The organism is Stutzerimonas sp. R40042, from assembly GCF_026642215.1.
Lineage (GTDB): Bacteria > Pseudomonadota > Gammaproteobacteria > Pseudomonadales > Pseudomonadaceae > Stutzerimonas > Stutzerimonas frequens.
This window is the reverse complement of sequence record NZ_CP113258.1, coordinates 615,156-632,367: the sequence shown is the minus strand read 5'-3', so window position 1 is coordinate 632,367 and position 17,212 is coordinate 615,156. Positions and strand designations below refer to the sequence as shown.

The following is a 17,212-nucleotide window of genomic DNA, read 5'->3' as shown; positions in this document are numbered from 1 at the left end:
CCCCCTTTCAAGAGCGAAGCGATGAGGGGGCTTATGATGGCAACGGCGTTCAAAATTTACAACACTGCTTCCGGCCGAGCCGGCGCACGGTTCACGCGGCCCTCCCAGGCCTCAGAGTACCGGGCCGGCGAGATCGGGCATGGCCGCGACAACGGTGATCTCGACCCGTACATCCGGTGAATACATCAGTGCCTGAACGGTCGTCCGTGCCGGTGCCGTTCCAGGGGCGACCCATGCATCCCACACCTCGTTCATGCCGGCATAGTCGCCAGCGATGTCCTTCAAATGGATGGTCGCCGACAGCAGACGGGCCTTGCTGGTGCCCGCCTCGTCCAGCAGACGCTCGATGCTGGCAAGCGTTTCGCGGGTCTGCTGGCGGATGTCTCCGGTCAGGTCATCGGCCAGTTGCCCGGACAAATAGACCGCGCCGTTATGGATCACCGCCTCGCTGTAGCGCGTCTCAGTGTGCAGCCGCCGGATGGGCATGTTTGTGATTCTCCTTGTGCTTGCCGTAACGGAAGATATCCAGCCCCTCGGTGCTGATCTGCGGACGCTTGGAGGCGAGCAGATCGGCGAGCACCCGGCCGGAGCCGCAGGCCATGGTCCAGCCCAGCGTGCCGTGACCGGTGTTGAGGAACAGGTTGCGATAGGGGGTCGCGCCGATGATCGGTGTGCCATCGGGCGTGGCCGGTCGCAGGCCGGTCCAGAATACCGCTTCGCTCGGATCGCCGCCCAGCGGGAACAGATCGCCCACCACCATTTCCAGAGTCTCGCGGCGGCGCGGGTTGAGCGACAGGTCGTGCCCGGCGATCTCCGCCATGCCGCCGACGCGGATACGCTGATCGAAGCGGGTGATGGCGACCTTGTAGGTCTCGTCGAGCACGGTGGACTGCGGCGCCATGGCCGGATCGCTGATCGGCACGGTCAGCGAATAGCCCTTGAGCGGGTAGACCGGCGCGCGGATGCCCAGCGGCTTGAGCATCTGCGGGCTGTAGCTGCCCAGCGCCAGCACGTAGCGATCGGCGACTTCCAGCTTGCCGTCGATCCACACCCCGGCGATCCGGTCGCCGGCATGCTCCAGACGCTGGATGTTCTGCTCGAAACGGAACTCGACGCCCAACTCTCGAGCCATCTCCGCCAGGCGGGTGGTGAATAGCTGGCAGTCGCCGGTCTGGTCGTTGGGCAGGCGCAGGGCGCCGCTGAGCTTGTCCGCTACCTTGGCCAGGGCCGGTTCGACCCGGGCAATACCGGCGCGATCGAGCAGCTCGTAGGGCACGCCGGAGCGCTCCAGCACGGCAATGTCCTTGGCCGCGGCATCGAGCTGGGCCTGGGTGCGGAACAGCTGCGTGGTGCCGAGCTGCCGCCCTTCATAGGCGATACCGGTTTCGGCACGCAGCTCGTCGAGGCAATCACGGCTGTATTCGGACAGCCGCACCATGCGCTCCTTGTTCACCGCATAACGTGCAGCGGTGCAGTTGCGCAGCATCTGCGTCATCCACAGATACTGGTCGACGTCACCGGTGAGCTTGATGGCCAGCGGTGCATGGCGCTGCAGCAGCCACTTCATTGCCTTCAGCGGTACACCCGGCGCAGCCCAGGGAGAGGCATAACCTGGCGAAACCTGGCCGGCGTTGGCGAAACTGGTTTCCATCGCCACGGCCGGTTGCCGATCGACCACCACCACCTCGAAACCGGCCCGCGCCAGATAGTAGGCGCTGGCGGTGCCGACGACTCCGCTACCCAGTACCAGTACACGCATTGCAGCCTCCCGCCCGTTGGAACGGACTTTTCCGGATTCACTATTGATTCGGAGTATAGGAAGGCCTGAGCAGTGTTATTCACCATATAAAAAGCTATCTTTGGCCATTATTCACGCCAGCGAAGCTTTATTTGGAGGGTTTATCCCTTGAGAACGCGCCACCAGAGCCGCCGCGAACTGGACAAGATCGACCGCCATATCCTGCGCATCCTGCAGGCCGAAGGACGCCTGCCGTTCACCGAGCTGGGCGAGCGCGTCGGCCTGTCCACCACGCCCTGCACCGAGCGCGTCCGGCGCCTTGAGCGCGAGGGCATCATCATGGGCTATTCGGCGCGGCTGAATCCGCAACATCTGAAGGCGGGGCTACTGGTGTTCGTCGAGATCAGCCTGGCGTACAAGTCCGGCGACATCTTCGAGGAGTTCCGTCGCGCCGTGCTCAAGCTGCCGCACGTGCTCGAATGCCACCTGGTTTCCGGCGACTTCGATTACCTGGTCAAGGCACGGATTTCGGAGATGGCTTCCTACCGCAAGCTGCTCGGCGACATCCTGCTGAAGCTGCCTCACGTACGCGAATCGAAGAGCTATATCGTGATGGAGGAGATCAAGGAGTCCCTCGACCTGCCGGTCCCGGACTAGAGCCGCTGACAACACATTTCATAACGCCGCGACGGGCCTTGTACGCCGCCGTCGGTCCGAGCCGCCTTTGCTCCGGGATACCGCTCCGGTCTACCCTAGAAAAATGCAGACTCTTCATGACACTTCAGTGAACCACCGTGCATCCGCTTCGAACACCAGCGACCATGCACCCTCCTACTATGCCGCGAGCGTCAACCGCGAGCTGACCCTTGAGCCGCTGCAGGGCGAACAGCGGGCCGACGTGTGCATCGTCGGTGGTGGCTTCTCCGGCCTCAATACCGCCATCGAACTGGCCGAACGCGGGCTCAGCGTCATCCTCCTGGAAGCGCACCGCATTGGCTGGGGTGCCAGTGGCCGCAACGGCGGCCAGCTGATCCGCGGCGTCGGCCATGATGTCGAGCAGTTCAGCAAGATTATCGGCGAAGAGGGTGTCGACGAGCTCAAGCGCATGGGCTTCGAGGCGGTGGATATCGTTCGCCAGCGCATCGAGCGCTACGCCATCGATTGCGATCTGACCTGGGGCTACTGCGACCTGGCAACCAAGCCGCGTCACCTCAAGGGCTTCGACGAAGACTATTCCGACCTGCTGCGCCTGGGCTATCCGCATCAGTTGCAGCGCGTTTCGCGGCCGAACCTGGCCACCGTGGTCGGCTCGCAGCGCTATCTCGGCGGGCTGCTGGACATGGGTTCCGGGCACCTGCACCCGCTCAATCTGGCGCTTGGCGAGGCGGCCGCGGCGCAGTCGTTGGGCGTGCGGCTGTTCGAACAGTCGGCAGTCGAGCGCATCGAGTACGGCCAGCAGATCAAGGTGCATACCGCGCAGGGCGTGGTGCACGCGGACAATCTGGTGCTGGCCTGCAACGCCTACCTCAAAGGACTGCAGCCGAAGCTCGCCGGCAAGGTGCTGCCGGCCGGTAGCTACATCATTGCCACCGAACGCCTGCCCGAACCGTTGCGCCGTGAGTTGCTGCCGCAGAACACGGCCGTCTGCGATCAGCGCGTGGCGCTCGACTACTTCCGCCTCTCCGCCGATGGCCGGCTGCTGTTCGGCGGCGCCTGCCACTACTCTGGCCGCGACCCGAAAGACATCGCGGCTTACATGCAGCCGAAGATGCTCGAAGTGTTCCCGCAGCTGATCGGCATCGGCATCGACTACCAGTGGGGCGGCATGATCGGCATCGGCGCCAATCGCCTGCCACAGATCGGTCGCCTGCCGGAGCAGCCCAACGTGTTCTATGCCCAGGCCTATTCCGGGCACGGGCTGAACGCCACTCACCTGGCCGGTCGGCTGCTGGCCGAGGCCATTGCCACCCAGGAAAGCCAGGGCTTCGACCTGTTCGCCAAGGTGCCGCATCCGACCTTCCCTGGTGGCCGGGCGCTGCGCTCGCCGCTGCTGGCGCTCGGCATGCTCTGGTACAGACTGAAGGACCGCTTCTGAATTTTCCGACGAAGCGCAGCGTCCAAGCATGAATGAATGGATGCAGACCCGGAGTCACCTTGCGCGCCTATCTGACGCTGTTGCTGCTTGTGCTGCTGGCCGGTTGTGCCAGCCATCCTGCGCCATCCGAGTCCTATGCGGTCGCCGCCGACGCCTCACCGCTCGGCCGTAGGATCCAGCAACTCGCCGCCGACCATCCTGACGGCCACTCGGGCTTTCGCCTGCTCCCCGAGAGCACCGAGGCGTTCACCGCCCGCAGCGAGATGATCCGCGCGGCCCAGCTCAGCCTGGACGTGCAGTACTACATCGTCCATGACGGCCTGACCACGCGGGCGCTGATCGACGAACTGCTGCAGGCTGCCGATCGCGGCGTGCGCGTGCGCTTGCTGCTGGACGACACCACCAGCGACGGACATGACTACCGGATCGCGACGCTCGCGGCGCACCCCAACATCCAGGTCCGAGTGTTCAATCCGCTGCATATCGGCCGCAGCAACGCCGTCACCCGCACCCTGGGACGGCTGCTGCACCTGTCTCTACAGCACAGGCGCATGCACAACAAGCTGATGCTGGTCGACAGCAGCCTGGCGATCGTCGGCGGACGCAACCTTGGCGACGAGTACTTCGAGGCGGACCAGGCGATGAATTTCACCGACATCGACCTGCTCGGTGCCGGCCCGGTAGCCGAACAGCTGGCGCGGAGCTTCGATGAATACTGGAACAACCAGCTCAGCGTGCCCATCCAGCGCTTTCTCTGGTCGCAGCCCAAGGCCAGCCGCCTGGACAAGGCGCGGCAGGAGCTGCGTGACTACCTGCAACAGGCACGACAGGACAACAGCAAGCAGTACCAGCGGCTGATGCAGTACAAGCAGCGTCCGCAACTGCAACAGTGGCTGGAGGAACTGATCTGGGCGCCCGGCGAAGCCATGTGGGACGCGCCGGAAAAACTGCTGGCCGAGGGCGTGCCTGCTGCCTCCTTGCTGCTGACCGCCCAGCTGGCTCCCTCCATGCAGGCGGTCAGCCACGAGCTGACGCTGGTCTCCGCCTATTTCGTGCCGACCGACAGCGGCGTCGACTACCTGGCCGACCGGGCCGATGCCGGCGTCGTCGTTCGCGTCCTGACCAATTCGCTGGAAGCCACCGACGTTCCGGCGGTGCATGGCGGCTACGCGCCCTACCGCGAGCGGATGCTGGAGCTCGGGGTCCGCCTGTTCGAACTGCGCCGGCAGCCGGAGCAGGAACCGTCCTACAGCTTTCTCGGCGAATCGGAGTCGAGCCTGCACAGCAAGGCGGCGGTGTTCGATCAGGAAAAAGTCTTCATCGGCTCGCTCAATTTCGACCCGCGCTCGATCCTGTGGAACAGCGAAGTCGGCATTCTCGTGGAAAGCCCCGAGCTGGCCCGCGAGGTGCATCGCCTGACGCTGGAAGGCATGTCGCCGGCGGTGAGCTACGAGGTTCGCCTGGAGGAGCGCGGTGGACAGCGGCAGCTGGTCTGGATCGCGGAAGACGGTGGCCGACTGCGCGTCATCGAAAAAGAGCCAGGCGGCCTGTGGCGACGTTTCAACGCCTGGTTCTCCAACGTGATCGGCCTGGAAAAAATGCTCTAGGTTCGCCGCTCGCCGCTGCGCGATAGCGACGCAAATGACTACAAAGCGCTACAAATCATTCTTTGGGGTGATACCACTTGGCCAGCGCTCCGTTAGGCTCAATTCGCGGCTGCCAGCACGCAACGCTTCTATAAAAATAAGAAAGGAGCACAACAATGGAACGTTTCACCCGCCTCTGGCTATTGCTGATACTTGCGATGCTGCCCGGTTTCACCGAGGCGGCGCCAAGCGAACCTGCCACTGCCCTGCAGAACATGCAGATCCATGCCAACCGCGCCACCAGCAGCCTGCTGCTCTACCGTGGCGAAGGCTTCCAGAAGGCCCATCTGTTACGCCTGGAGGACGACATCCGGGCGCTGAATGCGGCCATGCTCGAAGTGCCCAACCCCACCAGCGCGCTGCGCGAAGGTCATCAGGAGTTGCTCGCGCGTTTGCGTGAGGGAGCGGGCTTCGGCTACGAGGAAGACGATATGCCCTGGGGCTGGCCACTGCAGATGAGCAAGGCCCTGCGCGATTTTCTCACCGCGGTTCGCGCGCAACAGGGCGCCGATGCTCGAGCGGAATTGCCGGCCAAGGTCGAGTACCTCGCGGTGCAGTACCTCAGCCGTGCCTACATAGGTTCCTTCGAGATTGCCCGCGAGCAGCCGGATACCTACCTGGGTCAGGATGAACGCCAGCTGGTGCCGGCCATCGATACACAGCTGGCCGAACTGGACGGCAAGCGTGATCCGACGCTGGCGAAGCTCAAAACGCGCTGGGATTTTCTCAAGGTGGCACTGGAGGACATGAACAGCGCCAGCAACAACTTCAGCACCGCCTCGGGCCGCCCCTTCGCGCCGATCACGGTCGACCGCCACGCGCGCAGCCTCAGCGACCAGTGGATGGCCGCACGGCCCTGACGCGCTTCAGCTACGCGCGGTCGACTCGCGCAGACGCACCGGGCCGACGCGCGCCTCGATGGCGAGGCGCAGCGGCTCGCGCAAACCGAGCATGAAACCGAGTTCCGCCGCAACGAACAGCGGGCCGATGATCAGGCCGGTCAGGTCATCGACGAAGGCCGGCTTGCTCCCCTCGAAATAGTGCCCGACGAACTGAATGATCCAGCCGAGCACGAACATCCCCACGCCCGCGCTCAACCAGAGCGGCGTGCCGGCGCTGGCCAGGCGCGCGCCCAACCACAGGCAGACCAGCAGCACCGCGCTCATAAGCAGGCCATAGCGCCAGTCGAGACGAAGATAGAAGACCGCAGCGGCAAGCGATACCAATGCTGCCGGACTGAGCCAAAAGCCGCCCCACTCGATGGCGGGACGCGAAAGAAGTACGGCCACGGCGAGCACGATCAGCGGGATGCCGATGAAATGGCTGAGCAGATTGCGCGGGTCACGGTGGTAGGCGGCGTATTGCGCCAGGTGATCGGTCAGGCTTTTCATGGTGCTGTCCCAGGCAACGGCGGTCCGCCAAGCTTAGCCGCTGCCTGCGGAGCCGGCCCGGCCAGACGCACGGCTATAGCGCCAAGCTGCAGGACCGAAAGGTTATTCCTCGGGCCGATAGCCCAGGCGTATCCCGCCCCAGTGGCGCCCGCCGACCATGATCGGCACCGACAGATCATGCATCAGCTCACCGGTATCACGACTGTAGGTCTGCAGCAGCACGCGGCGCTGATGGCTACCGCAGCGTCCACCGGTGCGATCGTTGAACAGGCGCTTGCTGCGACTCTTCACCCGGTCGATCTCAGGATTGCCCACCGGCGGCTGGCTGAACGCCCGATTATGGGTCGGCACATAACCTTCCGGAGTCGTGGCGATGGCGTAGACCAGTGACTGATGCCGCCCTAGCAACGGCTCCTGAATGGCCGGCAAGACCTCATCAGCGTAACGGTCGAAGCGCGTCTGGTACTTCACCGGATCGGTATTGGGCAACGCCCGGTAGTTGCGATCGAAGAGGTCTTCGAGGCTGATCCGCCCGGCCTGGACGTCGGCCTCGAAGCGCGCGGCGATGGCCGCTGCGCCTTCGCGGGCCAGGTCATAGATCGCCTGGTGGTAATCGTCCAGCTGCACCTCGGCCAACTGCTCGCTGGCGCTCTCGGCCTGGGCGACCAACCGTTCGGCGGCCTGCTCGAGCTGGCGGGTCTGCTTCTCGCTGTCCAGCGCATCGGCGCGCAGCTGGTCGAGGGCGACGAACTGCCCGGTAAGCCGCTGATGGTTGTCGGCGGTACCGGTGGTGATCTGCTCCACCTGTGATTCGACGCTACCGGCCAGTTCGGCGATGCCGCTGAGCTGTTCGCCGGTCGTGGCGATCTGTTCGGCCGCAACGTCCAGCTCGCTGCCCTGCCGCTGGATGTAACTGACCACCGCTTCGCTCTGCTCACGAATGTCGGTCACCATGCGCCCGACCTCCTCGGTGGCGCTGGATGTGCGCGCCGCCAGGCTGCGAACCTCGTCGGCGACCACGGCGAAGCCACGACCTGCCTCGCCGGCGCGGGCGGCCTCGATGGCGGCATTGAGCGCAAGCAGATTGGTCTGACTGGCGATGGACTGAATCACATCGGTGATCCGACGGATCTCTTCGGTGCGCGCGGACAGGCCATCGATCAGCTCACGGCTGGCATGGGTCTGCGCGCTGAGCTGCTGCATACGCTCGATGGCGCGCTGCAGCTCGGCCTGACCGGCATCGCTGCGCTGGCGCACCGACTGCGCCGCGTCCAGCGTATGACGCGCGCGTTCGGCGCTGTCCTGCTCGGTGGAGGCGATGGCTTGGGCACCATTGGCGATCTCGCTCACCGCCTGTAACTGCGACTGTAGCCGGCTGGCCAGTTGCTCGGCGCTATAGGCCACCTGTGCGGCGGACAGCGCGTTGTGGCAGGTATTGCGCGACAGGTTCTTGCTCAACTTGGTGAATCTCTGGGAAGCATCCCCCTCGGCCGGCGTGCCATCCTGCGCAGCCCGCCCGAGCAGGAACCACGGCAGGAGCGCCGCGAGCAAGAGCAGGACCGCCGTGACCAGCATGGGCGGCGCTAGCCAGTGATGCGCGAACAGCAGTCCGATGATCAGCGCGGCGTGCAACACGATGGCCTGGGGATGGCGTTTGGCAGGGCTCATAGCGGCCTCTTGTTCTTGTCGGGGCGATCCGACGTTGTACCCATACGCTCCGCTAAAGAACAGTAGTGCCTTAGTAGCAACGTGCCGTTATCGGAGGCTCACTCCCGATTTAACGGCCGCTTCGCACTAAACTGAAGGCACCACGCCTGCCACCGGTCAGCATCGCCGGTCTCGGATCACCCCGGCCGATCGGCCGCCGCGAGAGGCAGCGCCAGCTGCACGCGTCGGCGCAACCAGGGGCTCGGCCGGTAGCGCGCCTCGCCGCCATAGCAGAGCTGCATCGCCTCGAGAATGGCGAGGATGCGCGCCGCACCGTAGTGCTCGGCAAACCCCAGCGGCCCCTTCGGGTAGCCCAGCGCCAGGGTAATCGCCCGATCAAGCGTATGCGGATCGGCGATGCCCTTCTGGGCGATCTCGCAGCCCAGGTTGACGATGCTGGCCACGACGCGCTGGCTGACGAACCCCGGCGAATCGTTGATCACCTCCACCGGCACGCCGTCGCCGCCCAGCGCCTGCCGCGCCTGGGCTTCCAGCGCGGGGTCGAGCGCCGGCGTACGCATCAGCACGCGCCGCCGTTCGTGATCGCAGAACAGGTCGTAGGCGATGCAACGCGCCGCCGGCAAACCCAGACGCGCGATCATCGAGCTGGCGTCCTCACCCAACGGCGTGATCAGGCAGATGGCCCGTTCCGACGGCGTCTCGCCCGACTCCAGCTGCGCACCCGTCTGGCCCAGCAAGGCTGCCAGCCAACCGCGCAGCTCGGCGTCCTGGCTGTCCAGCCAGAACGGGCGGTCCACCGAGACTGGCTCGAGGGCCGGCTCCGGCGTTCGCATCTGCTGGCCATTGTCGTAGCGGTAATAGCCCTGGCCGCTCTTGCGCCCGAGCAGACCAGCGGCGACCCGCTGCGCTGCCTGGTAGGACGGCGTATAGCGCGGGTCCTGGTAGAACTGCTGGTACACCGACTCCATCACGGCGTGAGAGATGTCCAGGCCAGTGAGGTCGAACAGCTCGAACGGCCCCATGCGAAAGCCCGGGCCGTCGCGCAGGATGCGGTCGATCTGCTCGGCATCAGCGATGCCCTCGGCGAGGATGCGCTGCGCCTCAGTGCTGTAGGCGCGACCGGCATGGTTGACCAGAAAACCGGGCGTATCCGGCGTGATCGCAGGGAAATGCCCGGCCTCTTCGGCCAGCTTGACCAGCCGCTCGATCACCTGCGGATCGCTGCGCTCGCCGCGTACCACTTCCACCAGCTTCATCAACGGCACCGGGTTGAAGAAGTGAAAACCCGCTACCCGCTGCGGGCGGCGGCAGGCCGCGGCGATCCGCGTGACCGACAGCGACGAGGTATTGGTCGCCAGCACCGCGTCCTCGGCGACCAGCGCCTCCAGCTCGACGAACAGCGCCTGCTTGGCCTCGAGGTTCTCGACGATGGCCTCGATCAGCAGGTCGCAACCGGCCAGCTCCTGCAACGTCGACGCCGGCCGCATCCGCGCCAGGGCGGCATCGAGTTCTTCGGCGCTCAGGCGGCCCTTGGCCAGACTGCGCTCCAGCAGCTCGCGATTGAAACGCAGCGCCTCGGCGACCGACTCGCCTCGCGCGTCGTAGAGCCACACCTGCTTGCCAGCGCTGGCAAACAGCTGAGCGATGCCCCGCCCCATGGCGCCGGCACCGATGATTCCGATACGGTCGAACATCCCAAGCCCCTCCTCACACGCCGCACATTCCGCAATGCGGAATAACATTCCGCCAGATTGACCAGCAGGCTAAAGACTGCCACTCTGCGGCGCAACCTCCTACCGATACGCCCTTATGTCCGAGCATTCACGCCAGCAGGTCGAAGCCTCCATAACCGGCTTCTTTCAGGATCTCGGCTGCCGCCTGACCGAGTACGGCCCCGAGCGGGTGGTGATCGAACTGCTGCTGCAGCCACGCCACCTGAACAACGCCGGCAACCTGCACGGCGGCGTCAGCGCAACCCTGCTCGACGTGGCGATGGGCCTGTGCGGCACCTGGACCGAGCAGGCGGACCAGCGCCGCGTGGCGACCACTCTGTCGATGAACGTCAATTTCAGCGCACCGGCGCCAGCCGGCAGCCGCATCCGCGCGGTGGCACGCTGCCGGTCCTCCGGGCACAAGGTATTCATGGCCAGCTGCGACCTGCTGGACGAGGAAGATCGCCTGCTGGCCTTCGGTGAAGGCGTCTACCAGCGCGGCAAGCTGCGCAGCGAGCTGCCCTGACCGATGCTCGCCCTGCTGCCCCTAGCGCTCGCCTGCGAGCTGTTCGCGCTGGTCTCCCGCCTGCAATGGCCGAGTGTGATCAGCGGCGCCCTGCTGATGCTGTTCTTCGTCTGGCATTGGCGCTCGCTGATGCCCTACCCGCGCCGGTTGGGGCTGGTCACGCTCGCTCTGCTCGCCTACTGGCTGTTGCTCGACACACCCAGCTGGGAGCAGGCGCAGCGCATGCTGGCCGCCGCCTATTACGGCGCATTCATTGGCGCGCTGGGGCTCGCGCACTGCGCAGTCAAGCGGCTGCCACAACTGGGCGAGCTGCACCGCTTGCTGCTGCGACAACCGCGCCGACGCCTCTACCCGAGCTATCTGCTGAGCACTTTCGCCATCAGCTCGGTGCTGAGCTTCGGCATGCTCAACCTGGTCTGCGGCTCGCTGGAACGTCATCTGGACGGCCGCGGCTACAGTCCGGCACAGCGGCGCGAGGGCGCCCGCGGGGTGATGGTCACGGCACTGCGTGGCTTCGCCCTGGTGCCCTTGCTGGCACCCACCAGCGTTGCCGTGGCGATTCTCACCCGCGAGCTGCCAGGGCTCAGCTGGAGCGCACTGCTGCCGTTCGGGCTGCTCTGTGCGGCAATCCTGCTGGTGGTCGGCTGGACGATGGACAATCACCGGTTGCAGCAACTGCAAGCGGACGGCGAACTGCCGCCCGCTCCGGCCGGAGAGCTGCGCGGGCTGCTGTACGGCAGCCTCTTGGGCATCGCGCTGATCGCTCTACTGGCCAGCCTGACCTGGCTGTCGGCGACCCAGGCAGCGATGCTGCTGGTGCCGCTCGCCGTGGTCGGCCTGCTGATGCGCCAGGGCGGCTCGCCAACCGCCGTCTATGGCGAGGTACGCGACACTCTCGCAGGAATGCGTAACGAGACCTTCATCTTCGCCTGCTCCGCCTTGCTGGGCGGGCTGACCGCCATCCTGATTCCGGTCGAGCGCCTGGCTGGCCATTTCAGCAGTACGCCGCTGGCGCTGTTCGGCCTCGGCGCCATCGGCATGCTCGCCATCATCGCGCTGGCGCTGCTGGGTGTCGCCCCGATCATCTCGCTGAGCCTGTGCGCCGCCCTGCTGGCCCAGCTGGCGGGCCACGGCGTCACGGTGATGCAGCCGGCGGTGGCGCTGCTGGTGGGCTTTTCTCTGGCGATGCTGCTATCGCCCTATGGGCCGTCGGCGCTGATGCTGGCGCGCCACGCGGGGATCTCCCCGTGGCGCATCGCCTTCGGCTGGAACGGCCGCTTCGTCCTGCTGGTGCTCGGCCCGCTGCTGCTGGTGCCGCTGCTGGCGTAGCGCCGCTCACATCCAGCCATATTCGGCCATCGACAGCGGCTCGCCGTCACCGACGATGAAATGATCGAGCACCCGCACGTCGATCAGCGCCAGGGCGTCTTTCAGCCGCTGGGTCAGCTGACGGTCGGCCTGGCTCGGCTCGGCTACACCGGACGGGTGATTGTGGGTGAGGATCACCGCCGCCGCATTCTGCGCCAGGGCGCGCTTGACCACCTGCCGCGGGTAGACGCTGGCACCGTCGATGGTGCCGTGGAACAGCACCTCGAACGCCAGGACCCGGTGCTTGGAGTCGAGAAACAGACAGCCGAACAGCTCATGCGGCTCGTGACGCAGGCGCGCCTTGAGGTAATCGCGTACCGCCTGCGGCGACTCCAGTGCCGAGTCGCGGCGCAGCCGTTCGGCCAGGTGCCGGCGCCCCATCTCCAGCACGGCCTGCAACTGGGCGAACTTGGCCGGCCCCAGACCCAGGTGCGCACTGAACGGCTCGAGATCAGCCTCCAGCAGTGCACGCAGGCTGCCGAACTCGGCGAGCAAGTGGCGCGCCAAATCCACCGCGCTCTTGCCGGCGACGCCGGTACGCAGAAATATCGCCAGCAATTCGGCATCGGAAAGCGCCGCAGCGCCCTGTTCGAGAAGCTTCTCCCGCGGCCGCTCCGCCGCCGGCCAGTCACGTATGCTCATGTCATCTCCCTGTCGAGCAGGCCCACTTTTCCGTTGTGGGCGCTGTGCTATCTTAGCCCGTCATTTTTCCGGGGTACCGGGCGACTTCTGACCTGGTTCTCACTCCGGACATCCCTACCAGATAACAAGGCAGGCCTATGCAGCGGCTGTATCGTAAACGCATCGTCCTGGGCGTCGGCGGCGGCATCGCCGCCTACAAGAGCGCCGAACTGGTCCGTCGCCTGCGCGATCATGGCGCCGAAGTTCGGGTGGTGATGACCCAGGGCGGGCGCGAGTTCATCACCCCCCTCACCCTGCAGGCGCTTTCCGGCCATCCGGTCCACCTGGACCTGCTCGACCCGGCGGCCGAAGCCGCAATGGGCCATATCGAACTGGCCCGCTGGGCTGACCTGGTACTGATCGCGCCGGCGACTGCCGACCTCATGGCGCGTCTGGCCCAGGGCGTCGCCGATGACCTGCTGACCACCCTGGTGCTGGCGACCAATGCCCCGGTCGCCCTGGCACCGGCCATGAACCAGGCCATGTGGGCCGACCCCGCTACCCAGGCCAATTGCGAGCTGCTGCTGGCTCGCGGCATTCGCCTGTTCGGTCCCGGCTCCGGCAGCCAGGCCTGCGGCGACATCGGCATGGGCCGGATGCTCGAAGCCGAGGAGCTGGCCCGCGCCGCCGCCGACTGCTTCGAGACCGGCCTGCTGACCGGCAAGCATCTGCTCATCACCGCCGGTCCCACCCAGGAAAACATCGACCCGGTGCGCTACATCACCAACCACAGCTCCGGGAAGATGGGCTTCGCCCTCGCCGAGGCCGCCGCCGAAGCCGGCGCGCGGGTCACCCTGGTGACCGGCCCGGTGTTCCTGCCCACGCCCGATCGCGTGCAGCGCATCGACGTGGTCAGCGCCCGCGACATGCTCGCGGCCTGCGAAGCGGCGATGCCCTGCGACATCCTCATCGCCGCAGCCGCGGTAGCCGACTACCGCCCGGAAGTGGTGGCGCCGCATAAATTGAAGAAAGACCCCAGCACCGGCGACGGTCTGCTGCTGCAGATGGTGCGTAATCCGGACATCCTCGCCACCCTCGCCGGCCGCGCGGATCGCCCGTTCTGCATCGGCTTCGCCGCGGAAACCGAGAACCTGCTGGAATACGCCGCTCGCAAGCTACGCGACAAGAACCTCGACCTGATCGTCGCCAACGACGTGGCCAACCCCAGCATCGGCTTCAACAGCGAAGACAACGCGGTCAGCGTGATCGACCGCCAACAGCACGAAACCCGTTTCGGCCAGGCCAGCAAGGGGCATATCGCCCGTGCGCTGGTGGCCTTCATCGCCGAGCGCTACAAAGAGTCCTGACATGCACGCACTCCAAGCCAAGATCCTCGACCCGCGCCTCGGTCGGGACTTCCCACTGCCTGAATACGCCACACCCGGCTCGGCCGGTCTCGACCTGCGCGCCATGCTGCAGCAGGACACTGTTCTGGAACCCGGCCAGACCCTGCTGATTCCCACCGGCCTGGCCATCCACATCGCCGACCCGACCCTGGCCGCGCTGATCCTGCCGCGCTCGGGCCTCGGCCACAAACATGGCATCGTGCTCGGCAACCTGGTCGGGCTGATCGACTCGGACTACCAGGGTGAGCTGATGGTGTCCTGCTGGAACCGCGGCCAGAGCGCCTTCAGCATCGCCGTCGGTGAGCGCATCGCACAGCTGATGCTGGTGCCAGTTGTACAGGCACGCTTCGAGCTGGTCGACAACTTCGACAGCAGTGATCGCGGCGCCGGCGGATTCGGCCATTCCGGCAGCCACTGAGCCACTGCACACCGCTTACCTTTCAGGATGATTCGAGGAGCTCCATGGCACTCTTCAAGCGCACCGCCAAGGATTCAGGCGTTCTGAACCCGGCCGAGACCCGCAGCAAGCGCGGCGGTTTCACCCTCAAGCCATTACTGGGTGGCCTCGCAGCCAGCCTGATCGGACTCGGCGCGGCCGCCGCGCTGATCTGGTTCGGCCTGCAGGCCGCCCAGCAGCAGCAACAGACCCAGCTTGCCGACGCCTGGAGCCAGAGCCAGGCCAGCGCATTGCAGCAGGCGCTGCGGCAGCTGCGTGCCGATACCCAGAAAACGGTGGAACAGCAACGCCTGGTGGACGTCGTCCGTGCTGACACCGAGCTCAGACGCGAAGCCGAACGGCGCCTACTGGAGTTGCCCGGCGTGGTCGACGCGCACCTCAATCCGCGCGGCAGGGTAGTGCCGGACACCAGCCGCCCGGGCCCGCTGAACTTCGCTGCGCTCGATCTGCTGCAGCGGGTCGAAGCAGGCCAGTCGGCCGCTCCTGAAGCCTACAAGGTCGACAACCGCTGGTTGCTCTACAGTGCGATTGCGCTGCGCGCCGAGGGCGAGCAGGCGATTCGCGGCACGCTGCTGCTGGTCAGCGACCTCCAGCATCTGCTCGCGACACTCCCGGCGCTGCCCGACGACGCTGGCCAGCTGCGGCTGACCCAGCAGTTCTCCGGCGCACCCGAACAGCTGCTGCTGCAGCGCGGCACCGCGGCGGACAGTGCTTCGGCACTGACCCTCGCCAGTGGCAACGCCAACTGGAAGCTGACCTACCTGCCCGGCGCTATCGATCAGCCGACCCTCATGCCGCTGCTCCTGCTTGCAGCCGCCCTGGCGGCGCTGGCCGGCATGCTGATCGGCCTGCAACTGGTACTCGGCAGCCAGCAGCGCAAGCTGCGCCAGGACGTGCTGCAGATCAGCCGGCTGCTACAGGAACTCTCCACCGGCAAGACCATCCAATTACCGGCCTTGAGCCTGCCGGTACTCGACGCACTGGCAAGGAACATGGTCCGACTGCCCATCCGCCCCGCCGGATCGGCCCCGACTCAGGCACCTGCCGCGGCCCCCGCCGTTCGGCCCGCCAAACCTACCGAGTACGTCGCTCCGCCCTTGCCGGAGACCGATATTCTCGACATCGATATTCTCGACGAGGACCAGGACATCTTCGGCCTCGACACCAAGGAGCGAGAAACCGCAATGAGCAGCGCCAAAGCCCCGAATTTGCCCGCCAGTATCTTCCGCGCCTACGACATCCGTGGTGTTGTCGGCGACAGCCTGACCACCGAAACCGCCTACTGGATCGGCCGCGCCATCGGGTCCGAGAGCCTCGCCAAGGGTGAGCCCAATGTTTCTGTCGGCCGCGACGGTCGCCTGTCCGGCCCGGAGCTGGTCCAGCACCTGATCCAGGGCCTGCTCGACAGCGGCTGCGATGTCAGCGATATCGGCATGGTGCCGACCCCGGTGCTCTACTACGCGGCCAACATTCTCGCCGGCAAGTCCGGGGTGATGCTCACCGGCAGTCACAACCCGCCGGACTACAACGGCTTCAAGATCGTCATCGCCGGCGACACCCTGGCCAACGAGCAGATTCAGGTATTGCGCAAACGGATCGAGAGCAACGACCTGTCCAGCGGTGTCGGCAAGGTCGAACAGGTCGATGTGCTGGAGCGCTATTTCCAGCAGATCCGCGGCGACATCGCCATGGCCCGGCCGATGAAGGTGGTGGTCGACTGCGGCAACGGGGTTGCCGGCGTCATTGCGCCCCAGCTGATCGAGGCCCTGGGCTGCAAGGTGATCCCGCTGTACTGCGAGGTAGACGGCAACTTCCCCAATCACCATCCCGATCCGGGCAAGCCGGAAAACCTGGTCGACCTGATCGCCAAGGTGAAATCCGAGAAGGCCGACCTGGGCCTGGCGTTCGACGGCGACGGCGACCGCGTCGGCGTGGTGACCAACGCCGGCACCATGATCTATCCGGATCGCCTGCTGATGCTGTTCGCCAAGGATGTGGTCTCGCGCAACCCCGGCGCCGACATCATCTTCGACGTCAAATGCACCCGCCGCCTGACCCCGCTGATCAGCGGCTATGGCGGCCGCCCGGTGATGTGGAAGACCGGCCATTCGCTGATCAAGAAGAAGATGAAGGAATCCGGCGCGCTGCTGGCCGGCGAGATGAGCGGCCACATCTTCTTCAAGGAACGCTGGTTCGGCTTCGACGACGGCATCTACAGTGCTGCACGCCTGCTGGAAATCCTCAGTCAGGACAAGCGTGACGCCGAACAGGTGTTCGCCGCCTTCCCCGGCGATATCTCGACGCCGGAGATCAACATCACGGTGACAGAGGAAAGCAAATTCACCATCATGGACGCCCTGCAACGTGACGCTCAGTGGGGCGAAGCCAACCTGATCACCCTCGACGGTGTACGGGTCGACTATCCCAAGGGCTGGGGCCTGATCCGCGCCTCGAACACCACACCGGTTCTGGTGCTGCGCTTCGAGGCCGACAGCGAGGAAGAACTCGGCCGTATTCAGGACGTCTTCCGCGCACAGCTGCTCAACGTTGCACCCGACCTCAAACTGCCGTTCTGATTTGCGGA

15 protein-coding genes are annotated in these 17,212 nt (G+C 65.7%); 9 read left to right on the top strand and 6 right to left on the bottom strand.

All coding sequences use genetic code 11. The features are described 5' to 3' along the window. Positions 1–111: 111 nt before the first annotated feature. Together OUY36_RS02835 and dadA are read right to left on the bottom strand one after the other, a co-directional pair. The gene (locus OUY36_RS02835; protein ID WP_020306744.1) at positions 112–486 is read right to left on the bottom strand and encodes a RidA family protein; all 375 of its coding nucleotides are present in this window, start codon (positions 484–486) and stop codon (positions 112–114) included. After that, the gene (gene dadA, locus OUY36_RS02830) at positions 461–1,759 is read right to left on the bottom strand and encodes a D-amino acid dehydrogenase (protein WP_267936694.1); all 1,299 of its coding nucleotides are present in this window, start codon (positions 1,757–1,759) and stop codon (positions 461–463) included. Before dadA ends, OUY36_RS02835 begins: the two co-directional genes overlap by 26 nt. A 147-nt stretch (positions 1,760–1,906) precedes the next feature. On the opposite strand from dadA, the gene OUY36_RS02825 reads away from it, so the two are divergent. The 4 genes from OUY36_RS02825 to OUY36_RS02810 all read left to right on the top strand — a co-directional run bounded on the left by OUY36_RS02825 (position 1,907) and on the right by OUY36_RS02810 (position 6,339). Next, positions 1,907–2,395 carry an Lrp/AsnC ligand binding domain-containing protein gene (locus OUY36_RS02825; protein WP_020306746.1) on the top strand — a complete coding sequence of 163 codons (489 nt, stop codon included), beginning with the start codon at positions 1,907–1,909 and terminating at the stop codon, positions 2,393–2,395. 103 nt (positions 2,396–2,498) lie between these two features. Further along, on the top strand, positions 2,499–3,833 hold the full coding sequence (locus OUY36_RS02820) for an NAD(P)/FAD-dependent oxidoreductase (protein WP_267936691.1): 1,335 nt from the start codon (positions 2,499–2,501) through the stop codon (positions 3,831–3,833). Positions 3,834–3,892: 59 nt separating this feature from the next. Further along, on the top strand, positions 3,893–5,440 hold the full coding sequence (locus tag OUY36_RS02815) for a phospholipase D family protein (protein WP_200630169.1): 1,548 nt from the start codon (positions 3,893–3,895) through the stop codon (positions 5,438–5,440). A 155-nt stretch (positions 5,441–5,595) separates the two neighbouring features. Beyond that, positions 5,596–6,339 carry a hypothetical protein gene (locus OUY36_RS02810; RefSeq protein WP_020306749.1) on the top strand — a complete coding sequence of 248 codons (744 nt, stop codon included), beginning with the start codon at positions 5,596–5,598 and terminating at the stop codon, positions 6,337–6,339. 6 nt (positions 6,340–6,345) lie between these two features. On the opposite strand, the gene OUY36_RS02805 is transcribed toward OUY36_RS02810, so the two are convergent. The 3 genes from OUY36_RS02805 to OUY36_RS02795 form a co-directional block, all read right to left on the bottom strand. After that, positions 6,346–6,870, bottom strand: coding sequence for an Mpo1 family 2-hydroxy fatty acid dioxygenase (locus tag OUY36_RS02805; RefSeq protein WP_020306751.1), 525 nt, complete (start codon positions 6,868–6,870; stop codon positions 6,346–6,348). 102 nt (positions 6,871–6,972) lie between these two features. Next, complete coding sequence (locus OUY36_RS02800) at positions 6,973–8,538, bottom strand: methyl-accepting chemotaxis protein (RefSeq protein WP_267936688.1); 1,566 nt, start codon at positions 8,536–8,538, stop codon at positions 6,973–6,975. 176 nt (positions 8,539–8,714) lie between these two features. After that, the gene (locus tag OUY36_RS02795) at positions 8,715–10,232 is read right to left on the bottom strand and encodes a 3-hydroxyacyl-CoA dehydrogenase (RefSeq protein ID WP_267936686.1); all 1,518 of its coding nucleotides are present in this window, start codon (positions 10,230–10,232) and stop codon (positions 8,715–8,717) included. A gap of 115 nt (positions 10,233–10,347) precedes the next feature. On the opposite strand from OUY36_RS02795, the gene OUY36_RS02790 reads away from it, so the two are divergent. Together OUY36_RS02790 and OUY36_RS02785 are read left to right on the top strand one after the other, a co-directional pair. Beyond that, positions 10,348–10,776, top strand: coding sequence for a PaaI family thioesterase (locus OUY36_RS02790; RefSeq protein WP_110778247.1), 429 nt, complete (start codon positions 10,348–10,350; stop codon positions 10,774–10,776). A gap of 3 nt (positions 10,777–10,779) precedes the next feature. Next, a complete protein-coding gene (locus tag OUY36_RS02785; RefSeq protein ID WP_267936683.1) occupies positions 10,780–12,105 on the top strand; it encodes a hypothetical protein in 1,326 nt (441 codons plus the stop codon). Between the two features lie 6 nt (positions 12,106–12,111). On the opposite strand, the gene radC is transcribed toward OUY36_RS02785, so the two are convergent. After that, positions 12,112–12,786: a RadC family protein gene (gene radC, locus OUY36_RS02780; protein WP_020306762.1), complete on the bottom strand. Its 675-nt coding sequence runs from the start codon at positions 12,784–12,786 to the stop codon at positions 12,112–12,114. 137 nt (positions 12,787–12,923) lie between these two features. On the opposite strand from radC, the gene coaBC reads away from it, so the two are divergent. Genes coaBC through OUY36_RS21980 form a run of 3 tightly spaced genes read left to right on the top strand, consistent with a single transcriptional unit; the run spans position 12,924 to position 17,204 of the window. Next, a complete protein-coding gene (gene coaBC, locus OUY36_RS02775) occupies positions 12,924–14,132 on the top strand; it encodes a bifunctional phosphopantothenoylcysteine decarboxylase/phosphopantothenate--cysteine ligase CoaBC (RefSeq protein ID WP_110778248.1) in 1,209 nt (402 codons plus the stop codon). A gap of 1 nt (position 14,133) precedes the next feature. Next, positions 14,134–14,589 (top strand): dUTP diphosphatase, encoded by a 456-nt coding sequence (dut, locus tag OUY36_RS02770; RefSeq protein WP_110778249.1) that lies wholly within the window; start codon positions 14,134–14,136, stop codon positions 14,587–14,589. A gap of 44 nt (positions 14,590–14,633) precedes the next feature. Continuing rightward, positions 14,634–17,204: a phosphomannomutase/phosphoglucomutase gene (locus OUY36_RS21980; protein ID WP_110778250.1), complete on the top strand. Its 2,571-nt coding sequence runs from the start codon at positions 14,634–14,636 to the stop codon at positions 17,202–17,204. The last annotated feature ends 8 nt before the right edge of the window (positions 17,205–17,212 follow it).

Coding starts and splice junctions, on each gene's coding strand:
- radC (WP_020306762.1), bottom strand. CDS start 12,786: ATGAGCATACGTGACTGGCCGGCGGCGGAGCGGCCGCGGGAGAAGCTT.
- OUY36_RS02800 (WP_267936688.1), bottom strand. CDS start 8,538: ATGAGCCCTGCCAAACGCCATCCCCAGGCCATCGTGTTGCACGCCGCG.
- OUY36_RS02785 (WP_267936683.1), top strand. CDS start 10,780: ATGCTCGCCCTGCTGCCCCTAGCGCTCGCCTGCGAGCTGTTCGCGCTG.
- OUY36_RS02820 (WP_267936691.1), top strand. CDS start 2,499: ATGCAGACTCTTCATGACACTTCAGTGAACCACCGTGCATCCGCTTCG.
- OUY36_RS02810 (WP_020306749.1), top strand. CDS start 5,596: ATGGAACGTTTCACCCGCCTCTGGCTATTGCTGATACTTGCGATGCTG.
- coaBC (WP_110778248.1), top strand. CDS start 12,924: ATGCAGCGGCTGTATCGTAAACGCATCGTCCTGGGCGTCGGCGGCGGC.
- dadA (WP_267936694.1), bottom strand. CDS start 1,759: ATGCGTGTACTGGTACTGGGTAGCGGAGTCGTCGGCACCGCCAGCGCC.
- OUY36_RS02835 (WP_020306744.1), bottom strand. CDS start 486: ATGCCCATCCGGCGGCTGCACACTGAGACGCGCTACAGCGAGGCGGTG.
- OUY36_RS02790 (WP_110778247.1), top strand. CDS start 10,348: ATGTCCGAGCATTCACGCCAGCAGGTCGAAGCCTCCATAACCGGCTTC.
- OUY36_RS02805 (WP_020306751.1), bottom strand. CDS start 6,870: ATGAAAAGCCTGACCGATCACCTGGCGCAATACGCCGCCTACCACCGT.
- OUY36_RS21980 (WP_110778250.1), top strand. CDS start 14,634: ATGGCACTCTTCAAGCGCACCGCCAAGGATTCAGGCGTTCTGAACCCG.
- dut (WP_110778249.1), top strand. CDS start 14,134: ATGCACGCACTCCAAGCCAAGATCCTCGACCCGCGCCTCGGTCGGGAC.
- OUY36_RS02795 (WP_267936686.1), bottom strand. CDS start 10,232: ATGTTCGACCGTATCGGAATCATCGGTGCCGGCGCCATGGGGCGGGGC.